We start from the raw sequence: 25,307 nt of genomic DNA, 5'->3' as shown, positions 1-25,307 counted from the left end.
GGATCGTCATCGCGAACGAGAAACGACACGACCGTGCGCTCAGCCGTCGGCGATTGTTCGCGGTGGCGGGCATGCTCGGTGTGAGTGCGGGCCTGGCGGCATGCGGTACGGACGACGCGCGGGACGGAGCGGGGAGCTGGGAGTTTCCCGATGATCGCGGCGGCACTGTCCGAACCGGTGAGATGCCACGCCGGGTGGTCGCGTTCACCGGTTCGGCGGGCGCGCTGGCCGACTACGGAGTGCGCGAGCGCATCGTGGGGATCTTCGGTGAAGCGCACGCGCCGGATCTCCTCGGCGACCTCGATGCGGGGTCGGTGGCCGTCATCGGTGACGCGTGGGGCGAGTTCGACATCGAGAAATACGCGACACTGGAGCCGGACCTGCTCGTCACCGATTCCTATGTGCCGGGTCGTCTCTGGTACGTGCCCGACGACAATCTGGGCAAGATCGAGTCCGCGAACCCGAATGTCGTCGCCATGGAGGTCTCGGGCCGGAGCCTCGTCGAGATCCTCGCGCGGTACCGCGCGCTGGCCGGTGCGCTCGGCGCCGATACCGCCGCCCCCACGGTGGTCGCTGCGGAACAGCGCTTCGCGGCCGCGTCCCAGGCGGTACGGGACGCGGTGGCGTCGCGTCCCGGGTTGCGGGTGCTCGCCGCCTCGGCGTCGCCGGAGCTCTTCTACGTCTCCGATCCGCGTTCCTCGGCCGATCTGCGATATTTCGCCGAACTCGGCGTCGACTTCGTCGTCCCCGACCGGGTGGACGCCGGCGGCTACTTCCAGTCGCTGAGCTGGGAGACGGCCGATCGGTATCCGGCGGACCTGATCCTGCTCGACGACCGATCCGCTGGACTGCAGCCGACCGCCCTCGTCGACCGGCCGGTGTGGCGGAGCCTCCCCGCGGTGACAGCCGGCCAGGTCGCGCCCTGGTCGCCGATCTTCCGCTTCTCCCACGCCGCGACCGCGCCACTGCTGGAACGACTGGCAGCCACGATCCGGGACGCGCGAAAAGTGCTCTGACGGCTCGACCCGAGTTCCTGGAGCGTCAACGGTGAGGCACCGCTGGAAACTGGCGTGTACCAGCAGATCTCGACAGCAGGCAAGTCGGTGTCTACTCTGGGGCACGGGCCGCACCCCACTACAACGACCTTTATGCATTCGGCGATTCGCATTCTGAACTGATTTCTTCAGCCGATTCAGGCTCCCCTGTTCCACATCAGCCGATCCCCAGCTCCTTCATTCGAATAGCGCGGCCCCGCAGTGACCTTCCCGCAACCGCGAGAAGGTCCAACCGTCTATTCGACAGGGGTATCCAGAGTGGCCTTCTCCAGCCGACTCTCCGTGGCGCTCGATGTCACGCGCGGACAGTACGTGTTCGCACCAACCGATTCCGCCGACCCACGCGCCCGCGAGCTCAAAGCCAAGAGCGTGGTCGGCGACCGCACATTGATCTGTGCGGTGTGCTACTCCGGCCACGGCGTTGTCGTGCCTGTTGTCGTCCGATCTCGACGGGGCGGCCGCCGCCGCCCGCACTTCGCCCATCCACCGGGTTGCTCGCCGACTGGGAGCGAACATCGGCCCGAGACGGTGTGGCATGTGACCGGAAAGGCGGTGCTTGCCGAATGGGCTCGGATGCAGCCGGGTGTGGTCGATGTCGGCACCGAAGTCTGGCTCCCCGGTGGTGAACGCCGTTCCGATGTTCGTGTCGAGTTCGCAGATGGCCGTCAAGTCGCGATCGAGGTCCAGAACGGCCCGCTGACCGATGACGTCTGGATCCACCGCCATGACGATTACCGTAGAAACAATGTGGTCGATATCTGGCTGTGGCGCAGCGACTCCCGCACGCACTGGGTCGTGGTCGGCGATCCCGGCGGCGGTCAGCAACTGTGGACCCTCGACCCCGACGAACGATCGGTAGCCCTTTTGGTCGGCGCATCACACCAGGCGCGCCGACCTGGAGTCGCGGTTGAGGGTGGCACCGGCCATCGCATTCCGCACTTGCCGCCATGTGTCGATGACACACTGATCGAACACCGGGTGCGGCTCGACGACCTCGAACTGACACCGCTGGGCATTACGATCCCTGCGGTCGTGCATCAATCGCTCGCAATCGCTCGCGAGCGGTACGAAGCTCGCCGGCGCTGTCATGTTCCGGCGCTGCAGTCCGCGCCGGTTGCCGAGCCGGAGTTCGTTCAGCTCACACGAACGGTTTCCCGAAGCGCGAACGAGACTCCTTCCCGCTCGCTGCCCAATGACGACCCTGCTGTCCGAGCTCACCTGGATTGGATCCGACTGGAAACCGCGTTCTTGGCTGCCGGTCACGTTCCCGACTATCAGGATTCCCCACAGCTCCGTCGCCCGACATGGCCCCAGCATGTGCAGTGTCGGCAATGCCGGATGGTTCTCACATCCGACCTCGGATCGTCCGGGCTGCCTGCCTGTCGGCACGAAGGAACTCGAGAATCCACGGGAACCGACCCGGACCAACTCATGCTCTTCGCGATGCCAAATGGTGGTCGGCCTAGCTGAAGAACCTCCGGCCGATCACGTCGACAGCTCTCGGTTCGGGAGAACCGAGAGCTGCTAAGACAGGTCATGGAAGTATCGGTATGTGCCTTTCGAGGCATGCGGCAATGCCTGATTGCGTAGGAATTGACGTGCCGGATTTGTCGACGCCGGTTCCGCGGATCGACGGTTCAGAGATCGCGGGTGCTGAGGAGGGATTCGGTTGTCGCGGTGTAGAGCCAGTTCTGGTATTTGTCCCAGGTCCAGCCGCGGCGGTTGACCAGGCGGTCGGCTAGTTCGGGGGCGGTGAGGGCCCAGAGGGTGTCCGCGGCGTCGGCGGGGGAGAGTCCGGGGCGCAGGCCGAATCGGCGGTGCAGGTGGTTCGCTAGGTTGGTGGCGCCGAAATTTCGTTCGTTCTCGGTGGTGTCGGTGAAATCGCGGAGGTCGGGGTCGCCGGTCGCGGACTGGGCCAGGGCCATCGACACCAGGGGGAGTACGCGGTGGGCGATGGTGCGGGCGATGGCGGTGTAGTGCGCGAGGCATTCGGTGGCGGTCTCGGCTGCGAGCATCGCTTGGAACTGGGGTCGATCGATCATCGGAATCGGGTCGTCGTCACCGGCCAGCATCGTGTCGTACACGGCCTTGAACACCGCCGGCTTGGTGCCGACGGTGTTGTAGATCGTCTGCACGCTGACCTGCGCGGCCTGGGAGATCCCGGTGATCGTGGTGCCGAGGTAGCCGTGTTCCAGGAACAGCGCGCGGGCGGACTCCAGGACGCGGGCGCGCGTGAGCGCGGTCTGCTGGGTGCGCAGGGCCGTCGAGTATCGCCGCTTCCCTGTCACAGATCTCCTTGAACCATTTTCGATGGATGAACGTTCTAACCAATAGAGCTAGGTTCATTCTAATCTCGGGAGGCCACGATCATGGCGAACGAACACAGCGCGATCGCAGACCTGGCGGTGCGGTCGATTCAGATCATGGGGGCGGGAGAGCTCGCCGACTTCGAGGAGGTGGTCCATCCGGAGGCGTACAACCGGGAAGGGGTGCAGGAACCGCCCGCCTGTCGTGGCAACGGTCCCGCGGCCTTTTACGCCACCGCTCTGTGGCTGCGACAGGCGTTCGCCGACCTGAGCTGGCAGGTGCACACCGTGGTGACCGAGGGCGACGTGGTCGCGGTGCATGTGACAATGGCCGGACTGCAGATCGGCCCGTTCGTCGCCTACGACGTCAATGGTGATGTCGCGCAAGCTTTTCCCGCCACCGGCGAGTCGTTCGCGATCACGCAGACGCATTGGATCCGGGTTGTCGACGGCAAGGTTGTCGAACACTGGGCCAACCGGGACGATCTCGGAATGTCGATGCAACTTGGCTGGAATCCGCCGACGCCGCGATATCTGCTGCGAATGCGCCGCGCGACGAAGCGGGCCCGACGGGAGCAGTCGGCCACGTCGGCTCGACAGTAGCTGACACGCCATGCTGACCGAATGGATTTCGGGGGTGGTGTCCGGTGTGAGTCGAAACCGCGCGGAATATTCGCTCGGCAAAGCTTTTTCTCGCGACTATGTGCCCAGCTGGAAGGGACTTAATACCCTATTTGCTTGAAGTTTGCGGTGGTGGGATCGGTGCCCAGGAAATGCTTCGCAGACCACGATGGAGGGTGTTCTCGGGTGACCATTTCACACTATCCGGTTTGTTTCAATGGCGGTAGCCGAGGCGGGCGGTGACCGCGCGGGTCGACCTGTATGTCATCGCCCGCCTCGATGACGGCGATGCCGCAGTCGATATCGATTGCAGCGAGGTCTCTTTCGGCCATGCATCTGACGGCGCGGTGTGCGGTCACACCACCGCGAATTTGTCGAGGACACTGCTATTGGCACCGGACACTTCACCGGATCTCGACGGACTCGACCGGACGATAGCCGCTGCCGGGTATTGCCGTATCGGCGATTGGCGTGAATGCGTCACGGCCGCAGGCGTCGTGCGTTATTTCGCCGACGCGACGACCGGTCTTCATGCGGTGATGGACGGCTGACTCTTTCAGCCCAGATACGGCGTTCGGCGCCCTTCCAGGTAGTGACTCAGTCTGAGTCGCTGTGTGTGGTGCATGTCGAGGCTGTCCAGTTCGGTGGCGGCGACGAACCGTAATTCGGTGGACTCGTCGGAGATCACGAGTTCGCCACCGATGACACGGGCCAGGAAGCACACGTTGAACTGGCGTCGAACCTCGCCATCGCTGTAGGCGATGATGTGGCGCGGATCGGTGTAGGTACCGACGAGACCGGTGATCTCGATATCGAGGCCGGTTTCTTCCTTGACTTCTCGCACCGCGCAGCCTGGAAGGCTGTCGGTCATTTCCATGCCGCCGCCGGGCAGTGCCCATAGGCTGCTGTCGGCCCGCCGTTGAAGCAGGATTCGGCCTTGCTCGTCGCACACGACGGCAGATGCTGCGACGACAAGGCTGTTCGGTTGTGGTGCGGTGGGGTCGTCGTAGAACTCGGTGCGCGCCATCGGCTCAGCCTTTCACCGGTCTGCCGGTGTGCCAGACCGCGTCGAAACTATCGGTGTAGGTGTCGAACAGGCCGCCGTCGACAGTACGGCGCAGGTGCCAGACCGGCGCAGCGTAGGCATTCACGCCCGCACTGCAGCGCCTTCTCGCGGTCGCCGAGCGGGTCGCTCGCGACGGGAGTGCCGTAGCTGTCGATGTCGCTCACGTCGAGATCGCGCTCGACCGCCGTCGAACCGAGAAGGACGGCTGAATGATGGATTTGGTTCGACAGGGTGCGCAGGCTGGTGCCGCAGAAAGAGCCGGTCGGAACAATGAGTGTCGACGTAGCGATTCTGTTGCTTGTGAGGTCGAGGGACGAGCAGCGGGTGCGGTCGGGAGGAGTGCGGGTGGTCAGCCGGTGACGGCGCCGTGGGCGGCGGAGCTGACGAGTTTGCGGTATTTGGCCAGGACGCCGGAGGTGTATTTGGGCGGGAGTGGTTCCCAGCCGATCTTGCGGGCGGCGAGGTCGTCGGGGGCGATCTCGACGTCGAGGATGCGGTTGGCGACGTCGAGGGTGATCGGGTCGCCGTCGCGGACGAAGGCGATCGGGCCGCCGTCGACGGCTTCGGGGGCGACGTGGCCTACGCAGAGGCCGGTGGTGCCGCCGGAGAAGCGGCCGTCGGTGAGGAGCAGGACGTCCTTGCCGAGGCCGGCGCCCTTGATGGCGCCGGTGATGGCGAGCATCTCGCGCATGCCGGGGCCGCCCTTGGGCCCCTCGTAGCGGATGACGACGACGTCGCCCGCCACGATCGTGCCGTTCTCGAGCGCGTCCATCGCGGCGCGTTCCCCGTCGAAAACCCGTGCCGTGCCGCGGAAGACGTCGGAGTCGAAGCCGGCGCTCTTCACGACGGCGCCCTCGGGGGCGAGGGAGCCGTGCAGGATGGTGAGGCCGCCGGACCGGTGGATCGGCCGGTCGAGTGGGCGGATGACGTCACCGTCGAGGCCGAGTTCGATCGGGGCCAGGTTCTCGGCCATGGTCTTGCCGGTGACCGTCATGACGTCGCCGTGCAGCAGGCCCGCGTCCAGCAGCGCCTTCAGCACGACCGGGATGCCGCCGACCTTGTCGACATCGTTCATGACATAGCGGCCGAACGGCTTGAGATCGCCCAGGTGCGGCACCTTCTCGCCGACGCGGTTGAAGTCGGCGAGGGTGAGCCCGACGCCGGCTTCGCGGGCGATGGCCAGCAGGTGCAGCACGGCATTGGTCGATCCGCCGAGTGCCATGACGATGGTGATGGCGTTCTCGAACGCCTCCATCGTCATGATGTCGCGGGCGGTGATGCCCCGGCGCAGCAGCTCGACGACGGCCTCGCCGGACTTGCGGGCGTAGTCGTCGCGACGACGGTCGGGGGCGGGCGGGGCGGCCGAGCCGGGCAGGCTCATCCCCAGCGCCTCGGCGACCGAGGCCATGGTGTTGGCCGTGTACATGCCGCCGCACGCGCCTTCGCCCGGGCAGATCGCGCGCTCGATGCGATCGACTTCCTCGCGCGTGATCAGTCCCTTGATGCAGGCGCCGACGGCTTCGAACGCGTCGATGATGGTGACATCGCGGCCGTCGACATTGCCCGGCATGATCGACCCGGCGTAGAGGAAGACGCTGGCCAGGTCCAGCCGCGCCGCCGCCATCAGCATGCCCGGCAGGCTCTTGTCGCACCCGGCGAGCAGGACCGAGCCGTCGAGGCGCTCGGCCATCATCACGGTCTCGACCGAGTCGGCGATGATCTCGCGGCTGACCAGGGAGAAATGCATGCCCTCGTGGCCCATCGAGATGCCGTCGGACACCGAGATGGTGCCGAACTCGAGCGGGTAGCCGCCGCCGGCGTGCACGCCCTCCTTGACGGCCTTGGCCAGCCGGTCGAGGGAGAGGTTGCAGGGGGTGATCTCGTTCCAGCTGGAGGCGACGCCGATCTGCGGTTTGGCCCAGTCGTCGTCGCCCATCCCGACGGCGCGGAGCATGCCGCGGGCGGCGGTCTTCTCCAGTCCGTCGGTGACATCGCGGGAGCGGGGCTTGATGTCGATCGGCCGACTGGTCATGCGGATCGCCTTTCCTCGACGGTGCGGCTGCCGTCGATGGCGACGCGATGGTCGCACCGGGGCAGGTCGCCAGTGATCGGGCCACGCCTGGTAACGACAGTGTAGGGCGCGCGCGGCGCGCCGTTGGTCAGCCGACGGTCGACACGGGTCCGGGCCACACGCATAGGTCCACCTATGTAAGGTAAGCCTACACATAGACGAAAGTAGGGGCAGATTTATGCGTATCGTGTCGTTCGGTTTCCAAACTTGGGGTCGCAAGACTCTGCAGGCTCTGATCGACTCGGAGCACGAGGTGGTCCTCGCGGTCACCCACCCCGCCGCGGAGTCCGCCTACAAGGCGATCTGGAACGATTCGGTCGAGGAACTGGCCAACGAGCACGGTATTCCGGTGCACCTCACCGAGCGTGCCGACGCCGAGACCATCGCGCTGGTCAAGAGCGTCGAACCCGATGTGATCGTGGTCAACAGCTGGTACACCTGGATGCCCGCCGAGCTCTACGACATGCCGCCGCACGGCACGCTGAACCTGCACGACTCGCTGCTGCCGAAGTTCACCGGATTCTCGCCGGTGCTGTGGGCGCTGATCAGTGGCGCCGAGGAGTTCGGCCTCACGGTGCACCGGATGGACGAGCAGCTCGACACCGGCGACATCCTGGTCCAGAAGCGCCTGCCCATCCCGGCCGGCGCCACCGGCACCGAACTCGTCCTCGCCGGCATGGAACTGATCCCGGGCGCGGTGCACGAGGCGCTCGCGGCCCTCGGGAACGGCACCGCGGTGTGGACGCCGCAGAACAAGGCCGAGCGCACCTACTTCCACAAGCGGTCCGATCGGGACAGCCGGGTCGACTGGTCCCTGGACGCGGTCGAGCTGGAGCGTTTCGTGCGGGCGCTGTCCGCGCCGTATCCGCGCGCCTTCTCCTACTACCGCGGTGAGCGTATCGAGATCCTCGACGCGGTGATCTCCGAGGCCCGCTACGGCGGCACCGCGGGCCGGGTCATCGTGCAGGAAGGGGGCGGCGCCGTCGTGTGTGGCGCGCAGCCGCACCGGGGTGGCAACCACGCGCTGGTGATCACCCGCGTCCGCACCGCGGCGGGCACCGAACACGACGGCGCCGAATTCTTCGCTCGCGGTGGCTATCTCACCGACGACCCGGCCTGATTTCCCGGTCCAGCAGCGCCCGGCCGCGGGTCGGGCGCTGCCAACCACCTATTCCCCCAGCTTTCGAGGCACCATGATTCCCCACGGTTCGACCCCTGCTGTCCGCCCGCTCACCGCGGCACAACGCGAGGTGTGGTTCGCTCAGCAACTGCTCGGACCGGTGCCGCTCACCATCGCCCAGTACGTCGACCTGCGCGGACCGTTCGACCTCGCGATCTATCGTCGCGCGGCGCAGCTGGCCGCGCGCGAGCTGGGTGCCTACGTGCGCTTCACGGTCGTGGACGGGCAGCCGGGCCAGGTCCACGACGACGGCCTCGACGACCGGATCGCCGTCGTCGACCGGAGCGCGGAGCCCGACCCGGAGGCCGCCGCCCTGGCCTGGATGCGGGCCGACCAGCGCACGCCGTTCGACCTGGTCACCGATCCGCCCATCGTCACCACGGTGCTGCGGCTGAGCTCGGATCGTCACCTGCTCTACACCCGCGCCCACCACTTGGCGCTCGACGGCATGGGTGCCATCCGCCTACAGCACCTGCTGAGCAAGCATTACACGGCGCTCCTCGACGGCGTCGAATTGCCCACGGCCGCAGTCGATTCGACGGCTGTGCTGACCGCGGCGGAGGAGAGCTACCTGAGCTCGCGGCGGTATGGGACCGACCGCGACTACTGGCGCGAGCGGCTCGCCGGGCTGCCCGACCCGGTCACGCTCGCGACCCGGCCGGGTGCGCCCGATCCGCTCCCGATCCACGCGCGCGCCGAGCTGCCCGACGCGCTGGTCGAACAGTTGCGGACGCGTGCCGGTTTCCCCGGTCACGCGCCCGTGCTGGTGGCCGCGTTCGCCGCGTTCCTCGGCAGGCTGACCGATACCGAGTCGGTGGCGCTGAGCCTGCCCGTCACCGCTCGCACCGTCGCCGCGCTGCGCGAATGCGGCGGCATGACCTCGAATATCGTGCCGCTGAGCTGCTCGGGCGATACCGTCGGCGCCGCCATCGCCACCGCGCGGGCCGAGCTGGGCGGGGCGCTGCGCCACCAGCGGTATCGCGGTGCCGAGATGGTCCGCGACAGTGGGCGTCGCGCCGAGTCGCTGGGGTTCGGGCCCGCGGTCAACATCATGAACTTCCACACCGAGGTGATGCTCGGCGCGGCGCGCGGCACCATCGAACTGCTGTCCACCGGGCCGGTCGAGGATCTCGCGCTCAATGTGTATCCGGTGGGCGGTTCCGGGCTGCGGGTCGAATTCGAAGCCAACCGGAATCGTTACGCCGAGGCCGAGGTCAGCGCGCAGCTGGATCGGTTCGTCAGCCTGCTGACGGCGTTCGCCGCGGCGGCCGACGACATGCCGATCGCCGAGTTGCCGATCCTCACCGCCGCCGAGGCTGACCTGCTCGTCCCGTGGCGCGGCCCGGCGGCGGGGACACCGGCCACCCTGAGCGAGCTGATCGCCGCCGCCGTCGCGGCGAACCCGGACGGCATCGCCGTCGTCTACGGCGAGAAGCGCTGGACCTACCGCGAATTCGACGCCTGGACCGACCGCCTCGCCGGTGCGCTGCAGGCCGCGGGCGCGGGGCCGGAGACCTTGGTCGCGATGGTCATGGAACGGTCCGCCGCCTCGGTCGGCGCGGTCTGGGCGATCGCCAAGACCGGGGCCGGTTTCGTGCCGATCGACGTGGGCTACCCGGCCGAGCGCATCGCGCACATCCTCGGCGACTGCGGTGCCGTCCTGGGCGTCACCGGTGTCGAGCACCCGGCGGATCTGCCCGGATCGGTCCGATGGACGATCGTCGACCCCGACGCCGTGCCCGCGGCGGAGCCGCGCCTGCCGGTCGTCGCGCGGCCCGAGCACCCCGCCTACCTCATCTACACCTCCGGGTCCACCGGTGTGCCCAAGGGCGTGCTGGTGACCCACGGCGGACTCGCGAACCTGGCGGCCGAGCGTCGTGACCGCTACGCGTTGCGCCCCGGCGCCCGCACCCTGCACCACGCCTCCCCGGGTTTCGACATGGCCGTCGGCGAGATGCTGTGCGGCCTGGCCGGTGCGGCGACGCTGGTGGTGGCCCCGCGCTACGTCATGGCCGGACCCGACCTGGCCGAACTCATGCGGCGCGAGCGGGTGACCAACGCGATCATCACCCCGGCCGTGCTGGCCACCCTCGACCCCGAGACCCTGCCCGATCTGCGGGTCCTCGGCGTCGGCGGGGAGGCGATCCGCGCCGATCTGGTGTCGGCCTGGTCGCGAACCCGGTTGATGCGCAATGGATACGGCCCCACCGAGGCCACCGACATCGCGACCATCGCGGAGCTGACGCCGGACCGGCCGGTGACCATCGGCGCGCCCCTGCGCGGATTCCACGCACTGGTCCTGGACGCCCGGTTGCGGCCGGTGCCGCCCGGCGTCATCGGCGAGCTGTACATCGGTGGCCCGGCCCTGGCACGCGGCTACCACGGACGGCACGCGCTGACCGCGGCCAGATTCGTCGCCGACCCGTTCGGCCCGCCCGGCGGCCGCGTGTATCGCACCGGTGACCTGGTCACCCTCACCGCCGGTCCGGAGCCCGAGCTGATCTACCACGGCCGCAGCGACTTCCAAATCAAGGTGCGCGGTCACCGCATCGAGCCGGGCGAGATCGAGACCACGCTCACCGGTCTCGCCGGTGTCGGCCGGGCCGCCGTCACCGCGCATCAGGACGCCAGGGGCACCCATCTGGTGGCCTATCTGGTGCCGGACGGTCCCCTCGACGTGGAGCGCGTGCGACTCCAGATCGCCGAGCAGCTGCCCGCGTATCTGCGGCCGAGCGCCTACCTCGTCCTCGACACCCTGCCGCTGACTCCCAACGGCAAGCTCAACGCCCGCCGACTGCCCGCGCCGGTGTTCGGCCAGACCGGGTCCCGGCCGATCTCGACGGATGCCGAGCGCGCGGTGGCGGCGGCCTTCGCCGAGGTCCTCGCGATCGAGGTGGACGGCGCCGAGAGCGACTTCTTCGACCTCGGCGGCACCTCGCTCACCGCGACCGCGCTCGCGGCGCGGCTCGGTATCGGGGTCCGCGTCGTCTTCGACGCGCCGACCGTCGCGGCGCTGGCGCTGCGGCTCGCCGATGCCGACGACCCGGCCACGGACGCCCCGAGGGCGGAAACCCGGCCCGACCAGCTGGCGCCCGCCCCGGCCCAGCTGCGGATGTGGCTGCTCAACCAGCTCTACCGGGATTCGTCGGCCTATCACCTGCCGATCGCGTTGCGCCTCACGGGATCTCTCGATGTGGCCGCTCTCGATGCCGCGCTGCGGGATGTGGTGGACCGGCACGAGGTGCTGCGCACCGTGTATCCCGCCGGCGGCGCGGGGCCGCTGGTGCGCATCCTGACCGTCGACGCCGCGCTGGGTGAAGCGCCGCTGACCGCGCGCGCACTCGACCCCGAAGGGCTGGACGCCGAACTCGCGGTGGCGGTCGCCGCGCCGTTCGACGTCACCACCGACGCGCCGATCCGGCTGGCACTGTGGCGCCTCGGCCCCGACGAGCACGTGCTCGCGCTCGTCGCCCATCACATCGCCGCCGACGGCTGGTCGCACGGTCCGCTCGTGGCCGATCTGTCCGCGGCCTACACCGCGCGGGTGGCCCGGCAGCAGCCGCAGTGGGAACCGCTGCCGCTGCAATACGCCGACTACACGCTGTGGCAGCACCGACGGCTCGGCGATCGCCACGATCCGCGTTCCACCGCCGCGCGGCAGCTCGCGCACTGGGTGGACGCCCTGGCCGGTGCTCCCGACCGGCTGCCGCTGCCGACCGATCGCGTCCGCACTCCCGGCTCCGGCAGGCCGGGCGGCACCGGCGCGGTGGTCGAGTTCGAAATCGGCGCCGACATCGGGACAGCGCTGACCGAGCTGGCTCGCCGGCACAACGCCACGCCCTTCATGGCCGGGTACGCGGCGTTCGCCGTGCTGCTCGGTGATCTGGCCGGGATCGCGGACGTGACGGTCGGGACCCCGGTCGCGGGCCGTGGCCACCCCGCCCTCGACCGCCTGGTCGGCATGTTCGTCAACACGCTGCCCCTGCGCCTGACTCTCGATCCGCAGGAACACTTCACGACGCTGCTGGCGCGGGCCAGGGAGGTCGCCCTCGCCGCGCTCGGCAATGCCGATGTCCCCTTCGACCACATCGTCGAAGCGGTGAACCCGGCCAGGGACACCACCAGGCACCCGCTGTTCGAGGCCGTGTTCTCCTACGAGAACCTGCCCGTGTCGCCCTCGCTCGACCTCGGTGGCCTGACCGTCTCGACCCTGGATATTCCGTGGGAGACAACCCATTTCGATCTGAGCCTGACGCTGCGTGAGCAGCCGGGCACCGGCGGGATGACGGGCAGCCTGCGCTACGCCACCGACCTCTTCGACGCGGCGACGGTCGCCGGGTTCGCGGCGCGGTTCCACGACCTGCTGACCGCGATCGCCACCCGTCCCGAGGCGACGATCGGGCAGCTGTCCGGCTCCGTCGTAAGCGCTCTGCCCGAACGCGCGGCAGCGGCCAGTACCGACACCGTCGCCGCCGCGGCCGGTGACGGCGAGCCCGCGACCGTGCGCGAGCTCGCGGTCGCGCGGGTGTTCGCCGATGTGCTGGAACGGGATTCGGTCGGGATCGACGACAGCTTCTTCGATCTCGGCGGTACCTCGCTGCTGGTCTTCACGCTCCGCTCGGAGCTGCGGACCCGGCTGGGCATCGACGCCGACCCCCGCATGCTGTTCGAAGCGCCGACACCGCGCGGCGTGACGGCGGCGGTGACGGCCGAGTCCGGCGCGTCGGCGGCCGAACACTGGACCGACATGCTGATCGCCGACGCGCGCCTGGACCCCGCGATCACGGTGCCGGAGTCCTTCCCGGTGCCGCCGCTCGCGGCCGACGAGGTGCTGCTGACCGGTGCCACCGGCTTCGTCGGCATCCATCTGCTGCGCGAGCTGCTCGACCGCACCACCGCGCGCGTGTGGTGCCTGGTCCGCGCCGAGGACGCCGACGGTGTGCGCCGCCGCCTCGAAACGACGCTCCAGCGCTACGGACTCGGGACCGAGGGGCTCGCGGACCGGGTCGTGCCGGTTCCGGGCGACCTCGCCGCACCGCGCTTCGGGCTGACCGAGGACACCTGGGCCGAGCTGGCCGCGCGGATCGAGGTGATCTACCACAACGGCGCCCGCGTGAACCATCTGGAATCGTATGCCGCCCTGCGCCCGGCCAATATCGCCGGAACCGTCGAGATCCTGCGGCTGGCGGTCGAGACCAGGGTGAAGACCCTGCATTTCGTGTCCACCGTGTCGGCGGCGGTGGGCGCCGGGCACACCGGCGTCGTCACCGAGCGGACGGCGATCACCGCCGCCGAGGTGCCCCGCAACGGCTATCTGGCCACCAAGTGGGTGGCCGAGCAGCTGGTCCTCGCGGCCGCCGACCGCGGGCTGCCGGTCGCCGTGCACCGGCCCGGCCTGGTCGCCGGATCGATCAGCAGCGGCGCGAACAGCGCCGACGACGCGTTCTGGACGCTCATCCGGTCGGCGGCCCACCTCGGGGTCGCACCCGATATCGAATCCGCCGACGTCACCCTGGCGCCGGTGGACTACGTGGCCCGCGCGCTGGTCGCGCTCGCGACCGGGCGGCAGCCGAACACCGAGATCTACCACCTGGTCAACAGCGCGCCTACCAATGTCGGCGATATCCTGAACACGCTGCGCCGCAGTGGTTTCCCGGTCGAGACGGTGTCGGTGGCCGATGCCGCCGAGCGGCTGGCCGGGCAGATCGCCCAGCACGCCGACCTCATGCGCGCCGCCCTCGTCGCCGACAACTACCTGAACGGCGGTGGCGACGCCCTGATCGTCGACGACACCGGCACCCGCGCGGTCCTGGCCGAATACGGCGTGCGATGCCCGGCGATCGATGCCGCTGTCCTGCAACGCTATGTCGACGGCTTCATCACCGCGGGCCTGCTGCCGACGCCGCTCGAATCGCCGGAGGCCGCGACGACGCCGCGGTGAGACGGCGCGCGCTGACGGAGGAACAAGCAAGCGCCGGAGTGTGATTCAATGTCCGGTTCGCTCGAAGCAGGACATCGTGCGGACTGTTGCCGACGGGAGTGTTTCGCCGGCACATCGTTTCGCGAAAGGACAGCTTGAAATGACACGGTCTGCCATCCGGCACATTGTCGCGATGATCGGAGCGGGCGGCGCCGTCGCCGGGGCCGCTGTGGTGGGGGCCGGTGTCGCCGCCGCCGCGGAAGTGCCTGCCTACGGCAATGTCCGCTACGTGTTCTGCTCCGACGTGCAGGCGGGCAACGAGATCACCTACTACGACTCGCTGGGTAAGCGCGACGAGGTGGTGACGCTGACCGAATCCATGGAGGGCGACCGGTGGTGCCGCACCGTCGACGTGCGGTTCCCCAAGGAAACCTATGTCTGGTCGGCGATCTCGCACCCCGAAGCTCACTACGCCTACGCCGCGGTCTACGTGAACGGCAAGCTGGTGGCCCGCGACGAGGACCGCTCGAGCTTCGGCTACGCGTCGGCGCAGGCCATGTGATCGGGCGTCGCTGAGTGCGTGCACCGGTTCCGCGCGGAGCCGGTGCACGGGGGTCCCTACCCGGGTTCACCCTGCCGGGCGGGACGTGTCCCGGTGGCGACGGGGATCTCCGGGATCAGGTGGCAGATCAGGAGTTTGAGCGAGAACAGCGGGATGAACCACACCAGCGCCGCCGGTACCGGGAAGATGATCAGATTGATCGAGAACACGACCATGAAGGCGGCCATGGCGACAGGTCGGCGCAGATAGGCCGGGACGGATTCGATCAGCAGCGCGGACCCCATCAGCAGCACGGTATTGCCGAGGAACCACCTCGGATCGCCGAGCAGCCACAGGCCGACGACGGCGAGATGCAGGGTGTGGACCGCGACGAAGGACAACCGGCCCCGCGACGATCGGGTGCGGTGGTACCAGCGTTTGGCGGAGTTGGTGGCATTGGTGAGCACGCCCCCGACGAGGTCGAGGACGATGACCACGAGCACCACGCGTTCGGCAAGGCTCCACCCGTCGAGTTCCGGCCAGCAGTAGGCCAGGAGCAGCAGGACGCAGACGGCGCCGCCGAGGTATTCGACCGCCGACTCCGCCCGGGTCTTGCCGGGGCCCATGAACTGTTCGATGCGCCCGGCCCAGCCGGGGGACGTCGGGGGAATCGTCCAATCGGGGTGCAGATCAGTGCGCATGGCGGGGCTCCCACAAGCCGGCGAGCAGGTCGAAGATCTGGTCGGGATCGGCGCCGCCCGCCAGGGCCCAGTGGTCGCCGACGCGCAGGACCGCGGCCGTGGCCGCGGTGAGGAGGTCGCGGTCGATGTCGGTGCGGACGATGCCGAGGTCGATCCCGTTGGCGAGCACCTCGGTCAGCCAGGCGTTGTCCTCGTCGGCCGGGACCCGGGCCAGTGCGGCGTCGGCGAGCGCGCGGTCGAGCGGATTGTCCTCGAGGAACTGCGTCAGTCCGGCCGAATCCCGGCGGAGACCGGTCCAGAACTCGGACGCGGTGGTGACCGGTTTCCATGTTCCCAGCTGGTGTCGCAGGCGGTCCACGACGTCGGACAGGACCAGTCCGAGCAGGTCGTCCTTGCCGTCGAAGTATTGGTAGGCAGAGGTTTTCGAGATCCCCGCGGTCGCGATGATCGTGTTGTACGACGCGGCGTCCGGGCCGTGACCGGCGAACTCGGCCTTCGCGACGTCGATGATGGCGCGCTGCCGGTCGGGTGGGAGGCGGTGAAAACGGGGGAGCGGCATGTACCAATGGTACGCACTACTGGTGTGTACCACTAGTGCATGTTTTGCATCGGGCTACCTGTTCGAGGTCGTGACCCCCTACCATGTCGACGACCTGGCGAAGCGGAGGACGGACGATGACGGCCACCGCGACGGTTGTCGGCGGCAGCTGGCGAGAACTGCTCGGCCCCCGCCATCTCGCGGTGGCTACGGTGCTGGCCGGGGGCGTGGGACTGTACGCCACCAACGAATTCCTGACGATCAGCCTGCTGCCGAGCGCGGTCGCCGAGATCGGCGGCCACCGGCTCTACGCCTGGGTGACCACCGTGTACCTGATCGCATCCGTCACGGCCGCCACCACCGTGAGCGCGACGCTGGCCCGGCTCGGGGCGCGCCGGTCGTATCTGCTCGGGCTGACCGCCTTCGGTCTGGCCGGCGCGCTGTGCGCCCTGGCACCGACGATGGAGATTCTGCTGGCGGGCCGGACGCTCCAGGGCGCGGCGGGCGGGCTGCTCGCCGGTCTGGGCTACTCGGTGATCAATACCGCTCTCCCGCAGCGCCTGTGGACGAAGGCCTCGGCGCTCGTCTCGGCCATGTGGGGAGTCGGCACGGTGCTGGGGCCCGCGGCGGGCGGACTGTTCGCGCAATACGGTTCGTGGCGTTGGGCTTTCGGTGCCCTGTTGATCGCGACCGGAATCATCGCGGCGCTGGTCCCGCTCGCGTTGCCTGCCCGGCCGTTCACGCTGCCTGCCCGGCCGGGCGCGTTGCCTGCCCGGCCGGGCGAGGTTCGGCGAAGCCGGGATGGGATTCCGGTCCGGTCGCTGCTCCTTCTCGCCGTGGCGGCATCGGCGGTCAGCGTGGCGGCGATCGCGGGCGGCCCCAGCGCGCGGACGGCGTTGCTCGTCCTCGCGGCGGGCTCGGTCGGGGCATTCCTCGTCGTCGATCGCCGGGCAGCCTCGGCTGTCCTGCCGCCCAGTGCGTTTCGGCCCGGTCCACTGAGATGGATCTACCTGACCCTCGGCATTCTCATGGCCATCACCATGGTCGATATGTACGTGCCCTACTTCGGCCAGCGGCTCGCGCATCTTCCGCCGGTGGCGGCGGGTTTCCTCGGTGTCGCCCTGGCCATCGGGTGGACGACGAGCGAGATCGTCAGCGCCTCGGTGACGCGTCGGCGGGTGATCGCGGGTGCGGTCGCCGCGGCACCTCTGGTCATGGCGGTCGGCTTGCTGACGGCAGCGCTGAGCCAGGTCACCGACGCCACGGCGGGAACCATCGCCCTCTGGACCACCGCGCTGCTGCTCACCGGCGTCGGCATCGGCATGGCCTGGCCACACCTGACCGCATCGGCGATGAGCAGTGTCACCGACCCCGCCGAAGGAGCCCGCGCCGGCGCGGCGATCAACACGGTTCAGCTGGTCTGCGGGGCCTTCGGCGCCGGCCTGGCGGGCATCGTCGTGAACGCGACCGACACCGGCGGCGCCGCACCGGCGCGGTGGCTGTTCGCGATGTTCGCTGTTGTCGCAGTCCTAGGACTCGGGGCGTCCGCGCGCAGCGTTCGCCCGGTCCCGTCGAGCTGATCGGTTGGGGGACAACGGTACTCGGCGATGACCGGCAGGGCCTGGCCGATCAGGCCGCCGCGATCTCGGTGGCGCCGTTGAGCCGGGCATAGCGTCCCGCGTCGTCGAGCAGTGTCGTGTGGTCGCCGAGTTCGACGACGCGGCCGTGGTGCAGGACGGCGATCTGGTCGGCGTCGCGGATGGTGCTGAGCCGGTGCGCGATGGTGATGACCGTGCGGCCGCGCGCGACCACGTCGATGGCGGCCTGCACCGCTCGCTCGGTCTCGTTGTCGAGGGCGCTGGTGGCCTCGTCGAGCACCAGGACGCGCGGGTCGCGCAGGAGCGTGCGGGCCAGGGCGATGCGCTGTTTCTCGCCGCCGGAGAACCGATGACCGCGCGACCCGACCACGGTGTCGTAGCCCTGGGGGAGCGAGACGATCAGGTCGTGGATCTGGGCGGCGCGGGCCGCGCGCTCGATCTCGGCGTCGGTAGCGGCGGGCTCGGCGTAGCGCAGATTCTCGCGGACGGTGGTGTGCAGCAGGTAGGACTCCTGCGAGACGACACCGACGATGCGGGCGAGAGTGCCCAGTTCCAGGTCGCGGATGTCGACGCCGTCGATGGTCACCCGGCCGCCGGTGGCGTCGTGCAGGCGGGCGACGAGCGAGGCGAGGGTGGTCTTGCCGGAGCCGGTCTCGCCGACGAGGGCGAGCGTCGACCCGGGCGGCACCACGAGCGAGACGCCGTCGAGAACATCGGGTCCCGCGGCGTCGTAGCGGAAGCTGACGTCGTCGAACCGGACCTCGCCCACGACATCGCGGGGGTCGACGTCGACCGGCCGGGTGGGCTCGTCGATCTCCACGGGGAGGTCGAGGTAGCCGAAGATCCGGCTGAACAACGCCATCGAACTGGTGACCTCGACGCCCACGTTGAGCAGGCTCATCAGCGGCCGGAAGAGCGCGGCCTGCAAGGTGGTGAAGGCGACCAGGGTGCCGATCGTCATGCCGCCGCTGGTCGCGGGGAATCCGGCGGCGAGGTAGAGCACGGCGGGAATCGCCGCGAAGACGATGTTCATCGTGGCCATCCGCCACCGGCCTGCCAGCTGGGAGCGCACCTCGAGATCGACCAGATCGTGCGAGGTCTGCTCGAAATGCGCGGAGGCCACCGGACCGGTGCCGAGCGTCTTGCCCAGCAGCACACCGCTCACCGAGAGTCCCTCCTCGACCTGACCGTGCAGGTCGGCGAGGTGGCGTTGGCGCCGGGCGGTGATGTCGCGGCGGAGCAGGGCCACCCGCCGTGTCAGCCAGATCGCCGGCGGCAGCACCACCAGCGACAGCAGCGACAGCCGCCACGACAGCACCGCCATCGCGATCGACGTGCCGACCACGGTGGTGACATTGCTGGCGATGGCGGTCGCGGTGCTGGTGACCACGGACTGCATCCCGCCGACATCGTTGATCAGCCGGGACTGGACCTCGCCGCCGCGGGTGCGGGTGAAGAACGCCAGCGACTGCCGCTGCAGGTGGCGGAACACGTCGGTGCGCAGGGCATGCATGACCTGCTGTCCGACGGTGGTGGAGATGAGCGTCTGGCCGACGCCGAGCACGGCGGTGAGCACGGTGACGGCGAGCATGCCGCCCACCGCCCAGAGCAGCAGCGCGATGTCCTGGTGCGGCAGCGCGTCGTCGATCACCGCGCGCAGCAGGAACGGCGAGGCGAGGCTGATCGTCGACGCCGCCACGATCAGGCCGGTCAGCAGGGCGAGCCGAAGCCGGTACGGCGCGAAGAGCGCGGCGATCCGGCGCGGCGAAACAGGCGACTCGCGCAGTTGGGCGCGGTCGGTGGGGTCGGGGCGACGGGTGCGGCCGCCGCGGGACATGTCTTGGTCTTGCACAGGCAACCCCCTCGGGTTGTGCGGTTATGCTGAGGTTCCCTCACTATCTGGCAGTGTAAACACTTCGAGAGGCCGGTTTTATGCCCGACAACGAGAGCGAGCTCCTGATGCAGGTGGCCAGGACGCTGCGCCGACGCTGGGCCGCGGCGTACGCGCCGATCGGGCTGACCCCGCATCAGGCCCGCGCGCTGCGCGTGGCGGGCGAGCACGACGGTCTCCGGTTGTCGGCCGTCGCCGAGGCGTTGCGGATCAGCCCGCGCTCGGCCACGGAGGTCGTCGACGTGCTCGAGCGGGCCGACTTGGTCACCCGCAGGCCGGACCCGACCGACCGCCGGGCGACGCTCGTGGTGGTGACCGCGCTGGGCGTCCGGACACTCGACACCCTGTCCGCGGCCCGGACGAAGGAGGCCGACGACTTCTTCGCCCGGCTCACCGAGGACGAGCGCACCGCGCTGCGGGGCATCCTCGGCAAGCTCGTCGACGAGGACGCGGTCCCGGCGTCGCGATCGAACGCGGTCGGCCCTCAGTAGTCGAGGGCGTGTTCGGGCTGGCAGACATGCAGGGGTGACGGCAGGTACCGGACGATGGCGTCCAGCAGCGGGCCGACATCACTCCACGGGGCCGCGTCGCACAGGACGGGTGCGGCGTCGCCGATATGGGTGAGATCGCGGACGCGGTCGTACAGCTGCCCGGGAGCGACCACCCCCGCGCCGAGTTCGCTGTCCTGCTCCCGCACCGCGCGGACGAGACGGCGATACCACTGTTCGGCGACGTGCCAATGGCCGCCGTAGAATTCGGCGGCCATCGGTTCGAGCGCCCACATCGGGACCAGGTCGACGACGCCTTCGAACGCCGTGCCGATGCCATGTGGGATCTGCACCGTCAACGGCACCGCCCCGTGCGTCCCGGCGATGGTGCGGACGCAGCGGTCGAAGTCCGCGGCCGGATGATCGAGTCCGGTCACCAGGCACAGCCGGGCGACCTGGTGGTCGTCGGCGACCCGCAGCAATGTCTCGAGCCGGGGCGCGCGCCGCGCCGCCGCGGTCATCACCGCGATCACGCCGTCGGCCATCCGGACGGCGCGCTCCAGGGTCGCGATGGGCGCGTGGCTCGACAGCGGGGTGAGGCGGATCGTGTGCTCGACGCGGTCGGTCGTCCACCGGACCGTGGCCGCCGTGCCGGACCCGCATTCGGCGACACGGCCGGTCAGCCGGTGGACGACCCGTTTCGTCTCCTCGGGGTCCCCGATGATGGTGACGTTGCGGATCGTCTGCGGTTCAATGCCTTCGGTGCCCATCGCGTCGCGGTACTCCCATCCGGTCTCACCGTACCTCCGCGCGGACGCCGGTGAAGCGGATTTCCGCCCCAAAGTAGAACGTGTTCCTATACCGTCGGGCTCGTGCAGAAAGAACAACGCCCTGCCGTGGCCGACTGGTTCACCGCGGACGACGGCACCGTGCGTCTGCGGGGGAGTCGCTGTACCGCCTGCGGCACACCGTATTTCCCGCGCAACGCACTGGCCTGCCGGAACCCGCAGTGCACGGGTCCCCGCAACGGCTCCGAGCTGGAGGATTACCTGTTCTCCACCCGGGGCCGGATCTGGTCGTACGCGGACGCCCGCTACAAACCGCCACCGCCCTATGTCTCGCCCGATCCGTTCGAGCCGTATGTCGTCGCGGCCGTGGAGCTCGAGGTCGAGCAGATGGTGATTCTCGGACAGGTGGTCCGTGGCCTGACGGTGGACGACCTGGCGGTCGGCATGCCGGTCGAGCTGACCCTCGGCGTGCTGTACGAGGACGAGGAAGCGGAGCACACGGTGTGGATGTGGAGGCCGGTCGATGACCGAGACCAGTGATCGCGATATCGCAGTCCTCGGTGCGGGCATGCACCAGTGGGGCAAGTGGGGCCGCAATTTCGTCGAGTACGGGCTGGTGGCCGCCCGCGCCGCGCTGGCCGACGCCGGCGTGGACCACCGCGACGTCGGCTACATCGCCGGCGCCGACACGATCCGCAACGGCTACCCCGGCTTCGTCTCCGGCGCGACCTTCGCCCAGGCGCTCGGCTGGACCGGAGCCCGGATCTCGAGCAGCTACGCCGCCTGCGCCTCCGGTGCCCAGGCCATCGCCAACGCGCGGGCCCAGATCCTGGCCGGGCTGTGCGACGTCGCGCTGGTGGTCGGCGCCGACACCACCCCGAAGGGGTTCTTCCAGCCGGTCGGCGGCGAGCGCCGCGACGATCCGGACTGGTTGCGTTTCCACCTGCTCGGCGCGACGAACCCCATCTATTTCGCGCTCTACGCCCGGCGGCGGATGGCGTTGCACGGCGCCACGCTCGACGATTTCGCCGCGGTCAAGGTCAAGAACGCCCGGCACGGCCTGAACAACCCGTACGCCCGCTATCGCAAGGAGGTGTCGGCCGAGGAGGTCGCCGCCTCGGCGATCGTCTCGGACCCGCTGCGGCTGCTCGACATCTGCGCCACCAGTGACGGCGGTGCCGCGCTGGTGCTGACCTCGATGGACTACGCGCGGCGCCACGGCGTCACCGATCCGGTCCGGATCAGCGCGCTGTCGACGGTCACGCCGACATTCCCGAAGACGGTGCTCGATCTGCCCGATTTCGCGACGGACTCCGCCGTGGCCGTCGAGGTCCCGCCGCGCGAGTTCCGTTCCGCCGTCGCCTACGCGGCCTACGAGGAGGCCGGGCTCGGCCCGGACGACCTGTCCCTCGCCGAGGTCTACGACCTGTCCACCGCGCTGGAGCTGGACTGGTACGAGGACATCGGGCTCTGCGAGAAGGGCGGCGCGGAGAACCTGTTGCGCGGTGGCGCGACGACGCTGGGCGGCCGGGTACCGGTGAACCCCAGTGGTGGGCTGGCCTGCTTCGGTGAGGCGATTCCCGCGCAGGCGATCGCTCAGGTCTGCGAGCTGACCTGGCAGTTGCGCGGCCAGGCCGAGGGCCGCCAGGTCGAGGACGCGCGCGCGGGCATCGCGGTGAATCAGGGCCTGTTCGGCCACGGTTCGGCGATCATCGCCACGCGCTGACCGTTCTTCCGGTCGACGGCACGGCTCCGGCACCGATCGCGACGATCGGTGCCGGAGCGCGGGCTCAGCCGAGGAAGGTGTTGATCGTCTTCTGCTCGGTGTAGGCATCGATCGCCGCGGCGCCCAGCTCGCGGCCCCAGCCGGACTGCTTGTAGCCGCCGAAGGGCAGTGCGGCGTCGAAGGCGTTGTGCGCGTTGATCCATACCGTGCCCGCCTTGATCTGGCGGGCGGTGCGATGCGCCTTGGACACATCGGTGGTCCACACCGAGGCGGCCAGTCCGTACGGGGTGTCGTTGGCCGCCGCGGCCACGCCCTCCTCCGCGTTGAACGGGGTCGCCACCACGACCGGGCCGAAGATCTCCTCGCGGTACACGCTGAACGAGGCGTCGACATCGACGAACACCGTCGGTTCGACGAAATAGCCGCTCTCGCCGTGGCGGCGCCCGCCGGTCAGCGCCCTGGCCCCGGCGCGTACTCCGGCGTAGAGATAGCCGAGGACCCGGTCGAGCTGGGTCTGTGAGACCAGCGGGCCGACGTCGGTGGCCGGGTCGAGGCCCGAGCCGATCCGGCTCGCCGCGGCGGCGTCGGCGACGCCCTGGGTGAATTCGTCGAAGATCTTGTCCTCCACCAGGAGCCGGGTGCCACTGGTGCAGGTCTGGCCCTGGTTGAACAGGAACCCCGACGCGGTGCCCGGAATCGCCAGGTCCAGATCGGCGTCGGCGAAGACGACCTGCGGGCTCTTGCCGCCGAGCTCGAGGCTGACCTTCTTCAGATTGCCCTTGGCGGCGTCGACGATGAGCTTGCCCACCTCGGTCGAGCCGGTGAAGGCGATCTTGTCGACGTCGTCGTGGGCGGCCAGCGCGGCACCGGCGTCGCCGTAGCCGGTGACGACATTGAGCACGCCGTCGGGCAGCCCGACCTCGGCGAGGATCTCGGCCAGGCGCAGGGCGGTGAGCGGGGTGTCCTCGGCGGGCTTGAGGACGACGGTGTTGCCGGTCGCCAGGGCGACGGGAATCTTGAACGCGGCCATCAGCAGCGGGAAGTTCCACGGGACGATCGCCCCGCACACGCCGATCGGCTCGCGCAGGGTGTAGGCGTGCCACTGCGTACCGGGCGCCCAGGGCACCGAGATCGGGATGGTGCGGCCTTCGATCTTGGTGGCCCAGCCCGCGTAGTACTGGAAGAGCTCGGCGACCCAGGTGATGTCGACCGCCTGGGCGACCCCGGCGGACTTGCCGTTGTCCAGCGATTCCAGCTGGGCCAGTTCCTCGGCGTGGGCGTAGATCGCCTCACCGGCGCGGAACAGCAATCGCTGGCGCTGGGCCGGCGTCCACAGCGACCACTCGCCCTCGAACGCGGTCCTGGCCGCGCGCACGGCACGGTCGACGTCGACGGCCTCGGCGTGGGCGACCTCGGTCAGTACCTGTCCGGTGGCCGGGTCGCGGGTCTGGAAGGTGCGGCCCGCGGCCGCGTCGACCCAGCGGCCACCGATGAACAGCTGCTTCGGCGTCGAGAGCCACGCGCGGACCTGCGGCAGCACCGGGGTGAGGGTGGTGGGCTCGAGTACTTCGGTCATCGTGTTGCCTCCCTGTCAGGAGTGGTCGTGCACGAGCACGCCACGGATGTTCTGGCCGTTGAGCAGGTCGTCGTAGCCCTGGTTGACCTGGTCGAGGGTGTAGGTGCGGGTGATGAGCTCGTCGAGTTTCAGGTCGCCGCTCTGGTAGAGACCGAGGATCTTGGGGATGTCGACGGTCGGGTTGCAGTCGCCGAAGAGGCTGCCGCGCAATTCCTTCCGGAACAGCGTCATGATCGATCCGGGGAGCTGGATGTTGATCTCGTCGAGCTTGTTGAGCCCGGTCAGCACGACCTTGCCGCCCTTGCCGACGGCGTCGAAGCCGGCGCGCACGATCTCGGCGGTCAGCAGATCCGGGATCAGGATCGCGGCGTCGGCGCCTTGGCCGCGGGTCAGGTCGTTGATCGTGGCGAGCGCGTCACCGGCGTCGGCGAAGGCGTGCGTGGCGCCGAGTTCGAGCGCCCGTTCGCGCTTGTTGTGCAGCGGGTCGACCGCGACGACGTAGCGCGCGCCGGCGAAGCGGGCGCCCTGCACCGCGTTGATCCCGAGCCCGCCGATGCCGAAGACGACCACCACATCACCGGGTTTCACCTCGGCCGTGTTGACCGCCGAGCCCCACCCGCTTGGCACGCCGCAGCCGACCAGCACCGCCTTGTCCAGCGGCAGGTTCTCGTCGACCGTGACGCAGGAGTTCTGGTGGATCACCCCGTACTGGCTGAAGGTGCCGAGCATGCACATCGCGCCGTACTCACCGGCCGGTCCCCGCAGCGGGAAGCGACCACCGGGCAGATAGCCCTCCAGGATCGTGGCGCCCATGTCGCAGATGGACTGCTGACCGTTGGAGCAGTAGCGACAGGTGCCGCAGTTCGGAATGAACGAGCACACCACGTGATCGCCGGGCTTGACCCGGGTCACGCCCGGCCCGACCTCTTCGATGATGCCCGCGCCCTCGTGCCCGAGCACCATCGGCAGCCGCGCTTCGAGGTCACCGTGCGCGATATGGACATCGGAATGGCACAGCCCGCCATAGAGATACCGGATGAGTACCTCTCCCTCGCGCGGCTTGTCGAGTTCGAGCTCCTCGATCTCGATCGGCTTGCCGGGTTGGTAGACGACCGCGGCCTTGGTCTTCATGGCGGGTTCTCCTGATCCTCGTCGATGCGCCCCGTCTGGAGTGACGGGAACCACGGTCGCAACGTGCGGACCTCGCGACTGTTCAGAAATTGGACAATCGTGACCCCGGT

The 25,307-nt window shown here is 69.3% G+C and carries 20 protein-coding genes; 11 read left to right on the top strand and 9 right to left on the bottom strand.

The annotated features are described in order from the left end of the window. Positions 1–182: 182 nt before the first annotated feature. Positions 183–1,016 (top strand): ABC transporter substrate-binding protein, encoded by an 834-nt coding sequence (locus tag ACFYWJ_RS26610; protein WP_355279662.1) that lies wholly within the window; start codon positions 183–185, stop codon positions 1,014–1,016. Positions 1,017–1,313: 297 nt separating this feature from the next. Continuing rightward, positions 1,314–2,525 (top strand): competence protein CoiA family protein, encoded by a 1,212-nt coding sequence (locus ACFYWJ_RS26605; protein WP_355279660.1) that lies wholly within the window; start codon positions 1,314–1,316, stop codon positions 2,523–2,525. 167 nt (positions 2,526–2,692) lie between these two features. On the opposite strand, the gene ACFYWJ_RS26600 is transcribed toward ACFYWJ_RS26605, so the two are convergent. Beyond that, positions 2,693–3,343 carry a TetR/AcrR family transcriptional regulator gene (locus ACFYWJ_RS26600; RefSeq protein ID WP_355279657.1) on the bottom strand — a complete coding sequence of 217 codons (651 nt, stop codon included), beginning with the start codon at positions 3,341–3,343 and terminating at the stop codon, positions 2,693–2,695. Between the two features lie 81 nt (positions 3,344–3,424). Here ACFYWJ_RS26600 and ACFYWJ_RS26595 point away from each other — a divergent pair, with 81 nt between their 5' ends. Then, positions 3,425–3,964 (top strand): ester cyclase, encoded by a 540-nt coding sequence (locus tag ACFYWJ_RS26595; RefSeq protein ID WP_355279654.1) that lies wholly within the window; start codon positions 3,425–3,427, stop codon positions 3,962–3,964. A gap of 257 nt (positions 3,965–4,221) precedes the next feature. Beyond that, a complete protein-coding gene (locus ACFYWJ_RS26590) occupies positions 4,222–4,533 on the top strand; it encodes a hypothetical protein (RefSeq protein ID WP_355279653.1) in 312 nt (103 codons plus the stop codon). Positions 4,534–4,538: 5 nt separating this feature from the next. Here the strand turns inward: ACFYWJ_RS26590 and ACFYWJ_RS26585 are convergent, their stop codons facing one another. After that, positions 4,539–5,009: an NUDIX domain-containing protein gene (locus tag ACFYWJ_RS26585; RefSeq protein WP_355279651.1), complete on the bottom strand. Its 471-nt coding sequence runs from the start codon at positions 5,007–5,009 to the stop codon at positions 4,539–4,541. A 388-nt stretch (positions 5,010–5,397) separates the two neighbouring features. Next, positions 5,398–7,080 carry a dihydroxy-acid dehydratase gene (gene ilvD / locus ACFYWJ_RS26580; protein ID WP_355279649.1) on the bottom strand — a complete coding sequence of 561 codons (1,683 nt, stop codon included), beginning with the start codon at positions 7,078–7,080 and terminating at the stop codon, positions 5,398–5,400. Positions 7,081–7,297: 217 nt separating this feature from the next. Between ilvD and ACFYWJ_RS26575 the strand changes: the two genes are divergently transcribed. The 3 genes from ACFYWJ_RS26575 (at position 7,298) to ACFYWJ_RS26565 (ending at position 14,781) form a co-directional block, all read left to right on the top strand. Beyond that, positions 7,298–8,239, top strand: coding sequence for a methionyl-tRNA formyltransferase (locus ACFYWJ_RS26575; RefSeq protein WP_355279646.1), 942 nt, complete (start codon positions 7,298–7,300; stop codon positions 8,237–8,239). A 73-nt stretch (positions 8,240–8,312) separates the two neighbouring features. Next, positions 8,313–14,240, top strand: coding sequence for an amino acid adenylation domain-containing protein (locus tag ACFYWJ_RS26570; RefSeq protein WP_355279644.1), 5,928 nt, complete (start codon positions 8,313–8,315; stop codon positions 14,238–14,240). Between the two features lie 139 nt (positions 14,241–14,379). Next, positions 14,380–14,781, top strand: a complete 402-nt coding sequence (locus ACFYWJ_RS26565) for a hypothetical protein (protein WP_355279641.1) — start codon at positions 14,380–14,382, stop codon at positions 14,779–14,781. A gap of 56 nt (positions 14,782–14,837) precedes the next feature. Here ACFYWJ_RS26565 and ACFYWJ_RS26560 read toward each other — a convergent pair whose 3' ends face one another. Both ACFYWJ_RS26560 and ACFYWJ_RS26555 read right to left on the bottom strand, forming a co-directional pair. After that, positions 14,838–15,461, bottom strand: a complete 624-nt coding sequence (locus ACFYWJ_RS26560) for a hypothetical protein (protein ID WP_355279639.1) — start codon at positions 15,459–15,461, stop codon at positions 14,838–14,840. Further along, positions 15,451–16,020 (bottom strand): TetR/AcrR family transcriptional regulator, encoded by a 570-nt coding sequence (locus ACFYWJ_RS26555; protein ID WP_355279636.1) that lies wholly within the window; start codon positions 16,018–16,020, stop codon positions 15,451–15,453. Before ACFYWJ_RS26555 ends, ACFYWJ_RS26560 begins: the two co-directional genes overlap by 11 nt. A 116-nt stretch (positions 16,021–16,136) precedes the next feature. Between ACFYWJ_RS26555 and ACFYWJ_RS26550 the strand changes: the two genes are divergently transcribed. Next, positions 16,137–17,579: an MFS transporter gene (locus tag ACFYWJ_RS26550; protein ID WP_355279634.1), complete on the top strand. Its 1,443-nt coding sequence runs from the start codon at positions 16,137–16,139 to the stop codon at positions 17,577–17,579. Positions 17,580–17,628: 49 nt separating this feature from the next. On the opposite strand, the gene ACFYWJ_RS26545 is transcribed toward ACFYWJ_RS26550, so the two are convergent. Next, positions 17,629–19,434 (bottom strand): ABC transporter ATP-binding protein, encoded by a 1,806-nt coding sequence (locus ACFYWJ_RS26545; protein WP_355279782.1) that lies wholly within the window; start codon positions 19,432–19,434, stop codon positions 17,629–17,631. A gap of 95 nt (positions 19,435–19,529) precedes the next feature. Here ACFYWJ_RS26545 and ACFYWJ_RS26540 point away from each other — a divergent pair, with 95 nt between their 5' ends. Beyond that, entirely contained in the window at positions 19,530–19,979 is a 450-nt protein-coding gene (locus ACFYWJ_RS26540) for a MarR family transcriptional regulator (RefSeq protein WP_355279631.1), read from the top strand. Here ACFYWJ_RS26540 and ACFYWJ_RS26535 read toward each other — a convergent pair. Continuing rightward, positions 19,973–20,746, bottom strand: coding sequence for a GTP-binding protein (locus ACFYWJ_RS26535; protein ID WP_355279628.1), 774 nt, complete (start codon positions 20,744–20,746; stop codon positions 19,973–19,975). The genes ACFYWJ_RS26540 and ACFYWJ_RS26535 overlap by 7 nt on opposite strands. Before the next feature lie 126 nt (positions 20,747–20,872). Between ACFYWJ_RS26535 and ACFYWJ_RS26530 the strand changes: the two genes are divergently transcribed. Next, a complete protein-coding gene (locus tag ACFYWJ_RS26530) occupies positions 20,873–21,304 on the top strand; it encodes a Zn-ribbon domain-containing OB-fold protein (RefSeq protein ID WP_378832081.1) in 432 nt (143 codons plus the stop codon). Continuing rightward, the gene (locus tag ACFYWJ_RS26525) at positions 21,288–22,490 is read left to right on the top strand and encodes a lipid-transfer protein (RefSeq protein ID WP_355279623.1); all 1,203 of its coding nucleotides are present in this window, start codon (positions 21,288–21,290) and stop codon (positions 22,488–22,490) included. The genes ACFYWJ_RS26530 and ACFYWJ_RS26525 overlap by 17 nt, the downstream gene beginning before the upstream one ends. A 64-nt stretch (positions 22,491–22,554) precedes the next feature. On the opposite strand, the gene ACFYWJ_RS26520 is transcribed toward ACFYWJ_RS26525, so the two are convergent. Together ACFYWJ_RS26520 and ACFYWJ_RS26515 are read right to left on the bottom strand one after the other, a co-directional pair. Then, positions 22,555–24,066 (bottom strand): aldehyde dehydrogenase family protein, encoded by a 1,512-nt coding sequence (locus ACFYWJ_RS26520; protein ID WP_355279622.1) that lies wholly within the window; start codon positions 24,064–24,066, stop codon positions 22,555–22,557. A 15-nt stretch (positions 24,067–24,081) separates the two neighbouring features. Next, a complete protein-coding gene (locus ACFYWJ_RS26515; RefSeq protein WP_355279619.1) occupies positions 24,082–25,197 on the bottom strand; it encodes an NDMA-dependent alcohol dehydrogenase in 1,116 nt (371 codons plus the stop codon). Positions 25,198–25,307: the final 110 nt, after the last annotated feature.

Origin of the sequence: Nocardia sp. NPDC003269 (assembly GCF_042888005.1) — a bacterium.
Classification (GTDB): Bacteria; Actinomycetota; Actinomycetes; order Mycobacteriales; family Mycobacteriaceae; genus Nocardia.
The sequence above is the reverse complement of the archived record's forward strand: the minus strand, read 5'-3'. Positions and strand labels throughout refer to the sequence as shown.